Raw genomic sequence first — 10,333 nt, forward strand, 5'->3', positions numbered from 1 at the left:
CTCCATAATTTCCATAGTGGTTTTTACCCACTACAGATATTATAGAGCCGCTTTTTATTGTGTTCCTAAAAACGTGTTTAAGTTTTCTTTAAGGTTTCTATTATATTCTAAAAAACTCTATATTAACCGAACGTTGAATGGCTAATATAGAGGATAACCTATTTTTATTTCTTAATTTGTTATAGTCTTTCTAGATTTAGTAATACATTGTTCACTTTTTACCTTAAATGGTGTGTTGATCAGACTAAATGATACTCTGTCTTTTCTTCATGATGGAGGCAGATTGTGATATAATAGATGGTAATGAGTTTTTTAGAATAAACTAAAGGAGAATATAAATGATCTATGCAGGGATCCTAGCCGGAGGAACTGGCACACGCATGGGAATCAGTAATTTACCAAAACAATTCTTGGAGTTGGGTGATCAACCTATTTTGATCCACACAATTGAAAAATTTGTCTTAGAACCAAGTATTGAAAAAATTGTAGTTGGAGTTCATGGAGACTGGGTGTCACACGCTGAGGACCTAGTTGACAAGTATCTTTCTCTCCACAAGGATCGCATCATCATTACCAGGGGTGGGGCTGATCGCAATACCAGTATCGAGAAGATTATAGAAGCCATTAATGCCTATCGTCCAATCACTTCAGAAGATATCGTGATTACCCACGACTCCGTTCGTCCATTTATCACACTGCGCATGATTCAGGACAATATCAAGCTTGCCCAAAATCATGATGCAGTTGACACAGTAGTAGAAGCAGTTGATACCATTGTTGAAAGTACTAATGGTCAGTTTATCACGGATATTCCAAATCGTGCTCACCTCTATCAAGGTCAAACGCCTCAGACTTTCCGCTGCAAGGATTTCATGGATTTGTATGGTTCCCTATCTGATCAAGAAAAGGAAATCCTGACGGATGCATGTAAGATTTTTGTTATCAAAGGAAAAGACGTTGCCCTAGCTAAAGGGGAATATTCAAATCTTAAAATCACAACTGTGACAGACTTGAAAATCGCGAAAAGCATGATTGAGAAAGACTAAGGCTATGATTAATCAAATTTATCAACTGACTAAACCAAAGTTTATCAATGTAAAATATCAAGAAGAAGACATTGATCAGGATAATCATATCCTTATTCGTCCAAATTATATGGCGGTTTGTCATGCAGATCAACGTTACTATCAAGGGAAACGCGATCCAAAGATATTGGCTAAAAAGCTTCCTATGGCGATGATTCACGAGTCTTGTGGAACTGTTATTTCCGATCCAACTGGGACTTATGAAGTCGGTCAAAAGGTAGTTATGATTCCCAATCAACCGCCTATGCAGAGTGACAAGGAGTTCTACGAGAACTACATGGCAGGAACCTACTTCCTATCTAGTGGTTATGATGGCTTTATGCGAGAATTTGTCTCTCTTCCAAAAGACCGAGTCGTTTCTTATAATGATATCGAAGATACAGTTGCTGCCATCACCGAGTTTGTAAGTGTCGGTATGCATGCCATGGATCGATTCCTGCATCTTGCTCATAGCAAGCGAGAGCGCATCGCAGTTATCGGAGATGGTAGTTTGGCCTTTGTGGTTGCGAATATTATCAATTATAACTTGCCAGAAGCAGAGATTATCGTTATTGGTCGCCATTGGGAAAAATTGGAGCTCTTCTCTTTTGCAAAAGAGTGCTACATCACGGATAATATCCCAGAGGATTTGACCTTTGATCATGGGTTTGAGTGTTGCGGTGGCGATGGTACAGGCCCAGCTATCAATGACTTGATTCGCTATATTCGTCCACAGGGAACGATTCTCATGATGGGAGTAAGTGAATACAAGGTTAATATCAATACACGAGATGCTTTGGAAAAAGGATTGTTATTAGTAGGATCATCTCGTTCAGGACGTGGCGATTTTGAGAAGGCCATTCAAATGATGGAAGTTAAAAAGTTTGCGAATCGACTGAAGAATATCCTTTATGTTGAAGAACCTGTGAGAGAAATCAAGGACATTCACCGTGTCTTTGCTACAGACCTTAATACTGCTTTCAAAACAGTATTCAAGTGGGAAGTGTAGAAGATGGAGGTTAATTGTGGAAAAGCTCATCAAAGAAAAAATTTCTTCTTTACTATCTGATGAAGAGGAAGTACTTAGTGTCGAACAGCTGGGAGGCATGACCAATCAAAACTATTTGGTTAAAACAACCAACAAACAGTATATTGTGAAATTTTTTGGTAAAGGGACTGAAAAACTCATTAATCGTCAAAATGAAAAGTACAATCTTGAACTTTTAGAGGATTTAGATTTAGATGTCAAAAATTATCTCTTTGATATTGAGTCAGGGATCAAAGTAAATGAATACATCGAATCAGCAGTAACTCTTGATTCAACATCAATTAAGTCCAAGTTTGAAAAGATTGCACCAATTTTACAAACCATTCACGCTTCAGGGAAAGAATTAAGAGGAGAGTTTGCTCCTTTTGAGGAAATCAGAAAATATGAATCCTTGATTGAGGGACCTATCCCTTATGAAAACTATGAAGCTGTTAGAAAAGATGTATTTTCACTGGAAAAGAGCTTGGCTGATTTGGGTGTTGATAGAAAGTCCTGTCATATCGATTTGGTACCAGAAAACTTTATTGAGTCACCACAAGGTCGTTTGTATTTAATTGACTGGGAATACTCTTCTATGAATGACCCGATGTGGGATTTGGCAGCTCTTTTTTTAGAGTCTGAATTTACAAAGCAAGAGGAAGATGATTTCCTTTCCTACTATGAAAGTGATAAAACGCCTGTATCACGTGAGAAGATTCGCATCTATAAAATTTTGCAAGATACTATCTGGAGTTTGTGGACAGTGTACAAAGAAGCTCAAGGAGCTGATTTTGGAGATTACGGTGTCAATCGTTACCAAAGAGCTGTCGAAGGTTTGACTTATTATGGAGGTTAGGATGAAGAATAAAAATGGTGTTTCTTTTGGTCTGCTTTCTGGTATCTTCTGGGGATTAGGTCTAACAATTAGTGCTTATATCTTTTCAATTTTTACCAATCTCTCACCTTTTGTGGTGGCTGCGGCTCATGATTTCTTGAGTATTTTTATCTTGTTAGCTTTTCTTTTGGTAAAAGAAGGAAAAGTTCGCCTCTCGATTTTCTTAGATATTCGAAATGTAAGTGTAATTATCGGAGCTTTACTAGCAGGCCCAATAGGTATGCAGGCCAATCTTTATGCGGTTAAATATATCGGTAGTTCTCTAGCTTCATCTGTATCAGCTATCTACCCAGCAGTTTCAGTTTTACTCGCCTTCTTCATTTTGAAACACAAGATTTCAAAGAATACAGTATTCGGTGTTTTCTTGATTATTGCAGCAATCATTGCTCAAACCTACAAGGTTGAACAAGTAAACTCGTTTTACATTGGGATTCTTTGTGCCCTTATCTGTGCCATTGCCTGGGGGAGTGAAAGTGTTCTCAGCTCCTATGCTATGGAAAGTGATTTAAGTGAAATTGAGGCCTTGCTAATTCGACAAGTAACCTCATTCTTGTCCTATCTTGTGATTGTGCTCTTTTCTCACCATTCATTTGCAGAAGTGGCAGATGGGCAATTATTCGGCCTCTTGATTGTCTTTGCGGCCTTTAATATGATTTCCTACTTAGCTTATTATATCGCCATTAATCGTTTGCAACCTGCGAAAGCGACAGGTTTGAATGTGAGCTATGTAGTTTGGACTGTTTTATTTGCAGTTATTTTCTTGGGTGCACCGCTAGATATGCTGACAATCATCACTTCACTTATTGTTATGGCTGGTGTTTATATTATTATTAAAGAATAAAGGAGATTCGTGTGAAAGCGATTATTTTAGCAGCGGGCTTAGGAACTCGTCTACGCCCTATGACTGAAAATACACCAAAAGCTTTGGTTAAGGTTAATCAAAAACCCTTGGTAGAATACCAAATTGAGTTTTTGAAAGAGAGAGGAATTGATGAGATTATCATCGTTGTCGGTTACCTCAAAGAACAATTTGACTACCTAAAAGAAAAATATGGTGTCCGTTTAGTCTTTAACGACAAGTATGCTGATTACAATAACTTTTACTCACTTTATCTAGTAAAAGAAGATTTGGCTAACAGCTACGTCATCGATGCAGATAACTATCTTTTCAAAAATATGTTTCGAAACGATCTTAAACGTTCTACCTATTTTAGCGTTTATCGTGAAGACTGTACCAACGAGTGGTTCTTGGTTTACGGTGATGACTACAAGGTTCAAGACATTATTGTTGACAGCAAAGCTGGTCGCATTCTGAGCGGAGTTTCATTCTGGGATGCACCAACTGCTGAGAAGATTGTTGGCTTTATTTACAAAGCTTACGAAAGTGGTGAATTTGTTGATCTCTACTGGGATAACATGGTTAAGGATAATATCAAAGAATTGGATGTCTATGTCGAAGAATTAGAAGGAAATAACATCTATGAAATTGATAGTGTAAAAGATTACCATAAGTTAGAAGAGATTTTATCTACTATTAAGTAAGGAAAGAAAAGAAGGCTTGGGCCTTCTTTTCTTTTGGATTTTATAACAATAATGTTTGATATTGATTGTATTCTTTGAATAAAACAAAAATTACAAAAAAATGAACAAAATAAAACAAAAATTATTGACAACGATTTCATATAGTGTTATACTTATAGCATAAAAGATAATTGAAAGAAGGGAAAATGTTATGGGATTAGATCATTTCTTTGACAAAAACCTGGTGCTTTGCTTAGAGGCGGATAATCAAGAACAACTCTTTGATCAGGTAGCAAGCTTGTTGGAAGAACGAGAAATTGTCACTCCAACTTATCGTGAAGCCTTGATCACGCGTGAAAAGTCATATCCAACTGGTTTAGATATGGAATTTCTAGGAAAGGACTTGCCAAATGTAGCGATTCCTCATACAGATATTGTTCATAATCTAGCTGAGAAAGTGGTGGTTGTTCGATTAGAAAAACCAGTAACTTTTCACAATATGATAGCTCCTGATAAGGAAGTAGAAGTATCCCTACTCTTCTTTATCATTAACAACTCAAGTTCAAGTCAAACAAATATTCTGGCTCAGTTGATGGACTTTTTCACAGGAAATGGACATCTGGAAGATTTATCAAAAATTTCTGAACCAGAAAAACTTTATGCTTACGTTGCTGAAGCAACCGCTTAATCTTGTCTATTAAAAAATAAAATCGGAGGAAATCCAAATGATTAAAATTCTTGCTGCCTGCGGTGCAGGTGTTAACTCAAGTCACCAAATTAAAAGTGCCCTAGAAGAAGAACTTTCAAACCGTGGTTATGATGTTCACTGTGATGCAGTCATGGTGAAAGATGTAAACGAAGACCTTATTAAGGGCTACGATATCTTTACACCAATCGCTGCAACTGACCTTGGTTTTGAACCTGGTATTCCAGTAATTGAAGCTGGACCAATCTTGTTCCGTATTCCAGCAATGAGCGCTCCAGTATTTGACAATATTGAAGCAGCTATCAAAGAACACGGACTAAGCTAATTTATTCTTTATCTTGTTAACATTCATATAACTAAAAAAACGGGAGGAACTATTATGGATGTCATTATCGAACTAGCCAATAAGCTGTTCAAACCTATCTTGGATATGGGTGGACCAATCATCATGCTGATCATTTTGACAGTATTGGCTCTACTTTTTGGAGTGAAATTCTCCAAAGCGCTTGAAGGTGGTATTAAACTAGCCATCGCTCTTACTGGTATCGGTGCCATCATCGGTATGCTCAACGGAGCTTTCTCAGCATCACTTGCGAAATTCGTTGAAAACACTGGTATCCAATTGAACATCACTGACGTTGGTTGGGCACCACTTGCAACAATCACTTGGGGTTCTGCATGGACACTTTACTTCTTGCTTGTAATGTTGATTGTCAACGTTGCGATGCTTGCAATGAAGAAAACAGACACACTTGACGTTGATATCTTCGATATCTGGCACTTGTCAATCACTGGTCTTTTGATCAAATGGTATGCTGACAACAACGGTGTAAGCCAAGGGGTTTCACTTTTCATCGCAACTGCAGCAGTTGTCCTTGTAGGTGTTTTGAAAATCATCAACTCTGACTTGATGAAACCAACATTCGACGACCTTCTTAATGCACCAAGTTCATCACCAATGACTTCAACACACATGAACTACATGATGAACCCAGTTATCATGGTTTTGGATAAGATTTTTGAAAAATTCTTCCCAGGTCTTGATAAATATGACTTTGATGCTGCTAAATTGAACAAAAAAATCGGTTTCTGGGGTTCTAAATTCTTTATCGGTTTCATCCTTGGTATTGTTATCGGTTTGATGGGTACTCCACATCCTGTTGAAGGACTTAAAGATGCTGCAAACTGGCAAGAAGTTATTAAAGGTTGGTTGTCTCTTGGTTTGACAGCCGGTGTAGCTTTGGAACTCTTCTCACTTATCGGATCTTGGTTCATCGCAGCCGTAGAACCACTTTCACAAGGTATTACAAACGTTGCTACTAAACGTCTTCAAGGACGTAAATTCAACATCGGTCTTGACTGGCCGTTCATCGCTGGTCGTGCTGAAATCTGGGCTTGTGCTAACGTACTTGCTCCAATCATGCTAGTAGAAGCTGTGCTTCTTTCAAACGTCGGAAATGGTATCTTGCCACTTGCAGGTATCATCGCTATGGGTGTAACTCCAGCTCTTTTAGTTGTTACACGTGGTAAATTGCTCCGTATGATTATCTTCGGAACACTCTTGTTGCCTCTCTTCCTTCTTTCTGGTACTCTTATCGCACCATTTGCAACAGAACTTGCTAAAGGTGTAGGTGCCTTCCCAGAAGGTGTGAACCAATCTCAATTGATTACTCACTCAACTCTTGAAGGACCAATTGAAAAACTATTTGGTTGGGCAATCGGCAATGCTACAACAGGTGATATCAAAGCAATCCTTGGTGCAGCAGTCTTCCTTGTATTCTATGTAGGTATCTTTGCTTGGTATAGAAAACAAATGATCAAACGTAACGAAGAATACGCAGCAAATGCTAAATAATTCGCTCCTATAAAATGTAAATTGTGAAAACTAGGTTGTTAATTTCCTACATTGGGAGTGGCAACCTAGTTTTTTATATAAAGATCTAAAAATAGTTGGAGAATATTATGGTAATTGAAATAAAATCAGATCAGTTAACGGTCCAGTTTAAAACCTTAGGTGGCGCCTTGTCGTCGATCAAGGATCGAGAAGGCATTGAGTATCTGTGGCAAGGAGATGTCACTTACTGGAGTGGACAAGCTCCAGTACTTTTCCCAATCTGTGGCTCTTTAAGAGAAGATACAGCCTTCTACAGTCACGTAGATGGAACGGAGACGAAAGGAAACATTCCTCGTCATGGTTTGGTTCGCAAGAAAGAATTTGACTTGGTTGAACAAACAGATAAGAGTGTAACTTTTGCAATTGAAGACGATGAGAATAGCTATCAGAACTACCCTTATCATTTCCGCCTAGAAATCACTTATAGCCTTACTGGCAAGACAGTACGGACTCAATACAAGATTTTTAATAAAGAAACTAGCAAGGTCATGCCTTACTTTATTGGTGGACATCCAGGATTTAATTGTCCTCTACTGGATGATGAAGTCTATGAAGATTACTATTTAGAGTTTGAGAAAGAAGAGACTTGCTCTGTTCCACGTCCTTTCCCAGAAACGGGTATGTTGGATTTCCAAGATAGAAGTCCATGGCTAGAATGTCAAAAAGAAGTAGACCTTAGCTATGATCTGTTTAGTGTTGATGCAGTGACTTTGGATGAGTTGCAATCTAAAACAATTGCCCTTCGTTCTCGTAAACATGAGAAGGGCTTAAAAGTACACTTCCAAGAGTTTTCAAATCTCATCATTTGGTCAACTTTGAATAAGGGACCTTTCATTGCCTTTGAACCTTGGTCTGGCTTGTCAACATCTCTTGAAGAAGGAAATCATCTAGAAGATAAGAAGAATGTTCGTCTCCTAGAACCTGGTCAAGTAGATCAGATTGGCTTTGATATTGAAATATTTTAGATAAAAAACCACAAAAACAAACATTTGCTGTTGACTTTTTCTATAAATAGGAGTATATTATGTTTGTAACAAACAAATAATCACTTGTTATATTCTCTGTCGCAGAGAAAGTTTCTTTCTAGGAACTTGATTTCCTGGACTTGGATAAGGTGATATTCATCTCATTCAATCAAATTTATCAATAAACTGCTAGAAAGTCTTTTGTAGGTAAACTGCTAACTATAAAAGTCTTTACTAGCCTAGAATAATAAAAAGGAGTATACAATATGTCTATTGTTATCGGTGCAGATGCTGCAGGTTTGAGATTGAAAGAAGTTGTGAAAGACTTCTTGGAAAAAGAAAACTTCCACGTTGTGGATGTTACAGCTGAAGGTCAAGATTTTGTTGATGTGACTCTTGCTGTTGCTGCAGAAGTAAACAAAGAAGAACAAAATCTTGGTATCGTGATTGATGCTTATGGTGCTGGTCCATTCATGGTCGCAACAAAAATCAAAGGAATGGTTGCCGCAGAAGTATCAGATGAACGCTCAGCATATATGACTCGTGGCCACAACAACTCACGTATGATCACTATGGGTGCACAACTTGTTGGTGATGAATTGGCTAAAAATATTGCTAAAGGTTTTGTTAACGGTAAATACGACGGCGGACGTCACCAAATTCGTGTTGATATGTTGAACAAAATGTGCTAATTAGATTACAGTAAGAAAGGTAAGATAAAAATGAGAATTGCAATTGGATGTGACCACATCGTAACAGATGAAAAAATGGCGGTTTCAGAATTTTTGAAATCAAAAGGATATGAAGTCATTGACTTTGGTACTTATGACCACTCACGTACTCACTACCCAATCTTTGGTAAAAAAGTTGGTGAGGCTGTAACTAGCGGTCAAGCTGATCTTGGGGTATGTATCTGTGGTACTGGTGTTGGTATCAACAACGCTGTCAACAAAGTTTCAGGAGTTCGTTCTGCCTTGGTTCGTGATATGACAACAGCTCTTTATGCAAAAGAACAATTGAACGCCAATGTTATTGGTTTTGGTGGTAAAATCACTGGTGAATTGCTCATGTGTGACATCATTGAAGCTTTCATCAATGCCGAATACAAACCATCAGAAGAAAACAAAAAATTGATTGCGAAAATTGAGCACGTTGAAACTCACAATGCTCATCAAGCAGATGCAAACTTCTTTACAGAATTCCTTGAAAAATGGGATCGCGGTGAATACCACGACTAAGAGGTGACGCATGATTTTAACAGTCACAATGAATCCATCCATTGACATTTCTTATCCTTTGGATGAATTGAAAATTGACACTGTCAACCGCGTGGTGGACGTGACCAAGACAGCTGGTGGCAAAGGGCTCAATGTTACACGAGTGCTTTCAGAATTTGGTGATTCTGTTGTTGCTACTGGTTTGGTCGGTGGTAAACTTGGTGAGTTTTTAGTAGAGCATATCGATGATAAAGTAACGAAACGTTTCTTCTCCATTCAAGGAGAGACTCGTAACTGTATCGCTATTCTACACGGAGACAATCAAACAGAAATCCTTGAAAAAGGGCCTGAAGTTCTAGAACAAGAAGGGCAAGATTTCTTGGCTCATTTCGAAAATCTTCTTGACGCTGTGGAAGTAGTTGCTATCTCTGGTAGTCTTCCAGCTGGCCTTCCAATTGACTATTATGCAAGCTTAGTAGAACTTGCTAATCAAGCAGGCAAACCAGTTGTTCTAGACTGCTCAGGTGCAACTCTTCAGGCTATCCTTGAATCACCACACAAACCAACAGTTATTAAACCAAATAACGAAGAATTGTCTCAGCTTCTTGGGAAAGAAGTTTCTGAGGATTTGGATGAATTAAAAGAAGTTCTTCAAGAGCCTTTATTTGCAGGGATTGAGTGGATTATCGTGTCACTTGGTGCAAATGGTGCTTTTGCAAAACATGGTGACACTTTCTACAAAGTAGATATTCCAAGAATTGAGGTAGTCAATCCTGTCGGATCTGGAGATTCTACTGTTGCAGGTATTTCATCAGGACTTCTTCATAAGGAAACTGATCAAGAACTCCTCATCAAGGCCAATGTCCTTGGTATGCTCAATGCTCAAGAAAAGATGACAGGTCATGTCAATATGGCCAGCTATCAAGCTTTATATGATCAATTAATAGTAAAAGAGGTATAAAATGGTTTTAACAGAAAATAAACGTGCATGCTTGCAAAAACTCTCTGACGAGAACGGCATTATCTCAGCTCTTGCCTTTGACC

General features: G+C 38.2%; 12 protein-coding genes and 1 pseudogene. All 13 read left to right on the forward strand.

What is annotated here, in order from left to right:
• Positions 1-338: 338 nt before the first annotated feature.
• The gene (locus tag Q4A91_RS08725; RefSeq protein ID WP_303213669.1) at positions 339-1,046 is read left to right on the forward strand and encodes a 2-C-methyl-D-erythritol 4-phosphate cytidylyltransferase; all 708 of its coding nucleotides are present in this window, start codon (positions 339-341) and stop codon (positions 1,044-1,046) included.
• A gap of 4 nt (positions 1,047-1,050) precedes the next feature.
• Complete coding sequence (locus Q4A91_RS08730) at positions 1,051-2,073, forward strand: ribitol-5-phosphate dehydrogenase (RefSeq protein WP_303213671.1); 1,023 nt, start codon at positions 1,051-1,053, stop codon at positions 2,071-2,073.
• A 16-nt stretch (positions 2,074-2,089) separates the two neighbouring features.
• On the forward strand, positions 2,090-2,947 hold the full coding sequence (locus Q4A91_RS08735) for a phosphotransferase family protein (RefSeq protein WP_303213673.1): 858 nt from the start codon (positions 2,090-2,092) through the stop codon (positions 2,945-2,947).
• Between the two features lies 1 nt (position 2,948).
• On the forward strand, positions 2,949-3,827 hold the full coding sequence (locus Q4A91_RS08740; protein WP_303213675.1) for a DMT family transporter: 879 nt from the start codon (positions 2,949-2,951) through the stop codon (positions 3,825-3,827).
• A gap of 11 nt (positions 3,828-3,838) precedes the next feature.
• Positions 3,839-4,528, forward strand: a complete 690-nt coding sequence (locus Q4A91_RS08745; protein ID WP_303213677.1) for a sugar phosphate nucleotidyltransferase — start codon at positions 3,839-3,841, stop codon at positions 4,526-4,528.
• A 190-nt stretch (positions 4,529-4,718) separates the two neighbouring features.
• Complete coding sequence (locus tag Q4A91_RS08750) at positions 4,719-5,195, forward strand: PTS sugar transporter subunit IIA (protein ID WP_303213679.1); 477 nt, start codon at positions 4,719-4,721, stop codon at positions 5,193-5,195.
• A gap of 37 nt (positions 5,196-5,232) precedes the next feature.
• Positions 5,233-5,538: a PTS sugar transporter subunit IIB gene (locus Q4A91_RS08755; protein ID WP_000590551.1), complete on the forward strand. Its 306-nt coding sequence runs from the start codon at positions 5,233-5,235 to the stop codon at positions 5,536-5,538.
• 54 nt (positions 5,539-5,592) lie between these two features.
• A complete protein-coding gene (locus Q4A91_RS08760; RefSeq protein ID WP_000382517.1) occupies positions 5,593-7,068 on the forward strand; it encodes a PTS galactitol transporter subunit IIC in 1,476 nt (491 codons plus the stop codon).
• 107 nt (positions 7,069-7,175) lie between these two features.
• Positions 7,176-8,072, forward strand: coding sequence for an aldose 1-epimerase family protein (locus Q4A91_RS08765; RefSeq protein WP_303213683.1), 897 nt, complete (start codon positions 7,176-7,178; stop codon positions 8,070-8,072).
• 266 nt (positions 8,073-8,338) lie between these two features.
• Positions 8,339-8,764 (forward strand): galactose-6-phosphate isomerase subunit LacA, encoded by a 426-nt coding sequence (gene lacA / locus Q4A91_RS08770; RefSeq protein ID WP_000029277.1) that lies wholly within the window; start codon positions 8,339-8,341, stop codon positions 8,762-8,764.
• A 30-nt stretch (positions 8,765-8,794) separates the two neighbouring features.
• Entirely contained in the window at positions 8,795-9,310 is a 516-nt protein-coding gene (lacB, locus tag Q4A91_RS08775; protein ID WP_303213687.1) for a galactose-6-phosphate isomerase subunit LacB, read from the forward strand.
• Between the two features lie 10 nt (positions 9,311-9,320).
• Entirely contained in the window at positions 9,321-10,250 is a 930-nt protein-coding gene (locus tag Q4A91_RS08780; RefSeq protein ID WP_303213689.1) for a tagatose-6-phosphate kinase, read from the forward strand.
• 1 nt (position 10,251) lies between these two features.
• Positions 10,252-10,333 (forward strand): annotated as a pseudogene (locus Q4A91_RS08785) (tagatose-bisphosphate aldolase); the annotation flags it as partial.

It is taken from the genome of Streptococcus sp. (genome assembly GCF_030528045.1).
In the GTDB taxonomy this organism is placed as follows: domain Bacteria; phylum Bacillota; class Bacilli; order Lactobacillales; family Streptococcaceae; genus Streptococcus.

Coding starts and splice junctions, on each gene's coding strand:
- Q4A91_RS08725 (WP_303213669.1), top strand. CDS start 339: ATGATCTATGCAGGGATCCTAGCCGGAGGAACTGGCACACGCATGGGA.
- Q4A91_RS08730 (WP_303213671.1), top strand. CDS start 1,051: ATGATTAATCAAATTTATCAACTGACTAAACCAAAGTTTATCAATGTA.
- Q4A91_RS08740 (WP_303213675.1), top strand. CDS start 2,949: ATGAAGAATAAAAATGGTGTTTCTTTTGGTCTGCTTTCTGGTATCTTC.
- Q4A91_RS08750 (WP_303213679.1), top strand. CDS start 4,719: ATGGGATTAGATCATTTCTTTGACAAAAACCTGGTGCTTTGCTTAGAG.
- Q4A91_RS08755 (WP_000590551.1), top strand. CDS start 5,233: ATGATTAAAATTCTTGCTGCCTGCGGTGCAGGTGTTAACTCAAGTCAC.
- Q4A91_RS08760 (WP_000382517.1), top strand. CDS start 5,593: ATGGATGTCATTATCGAACTAGCCAATAAGCTGTTCAAACCTATCTTG.
- Q4A91_RS08765 (WP_303213683.1), top strand. CDS start 7,176: ATGGTAATTGAAATAAAATCAGATCAGTTAACGGTCCAGTTTAAAACC.
- lacA (WP_000029277.1), top strand. CDS start 8,339: ATGTCTATTGTTATCGGTGCAGATGCTGCAGGTTTGAGATTGAAAGAA.
- lacB (WP_303213687.1), top strand. CDS start 8,795: ATGAGAATTGCAATTGGATGTGACCACATCGTAACAGATGAAAAAATG.
- Q4A91_RS08780 (WP_303213689.1), top strand. CDS start 9,321: ATGATTTTAACAGTCACAATGAATCCATCCATTGACATTTCTTATCCT.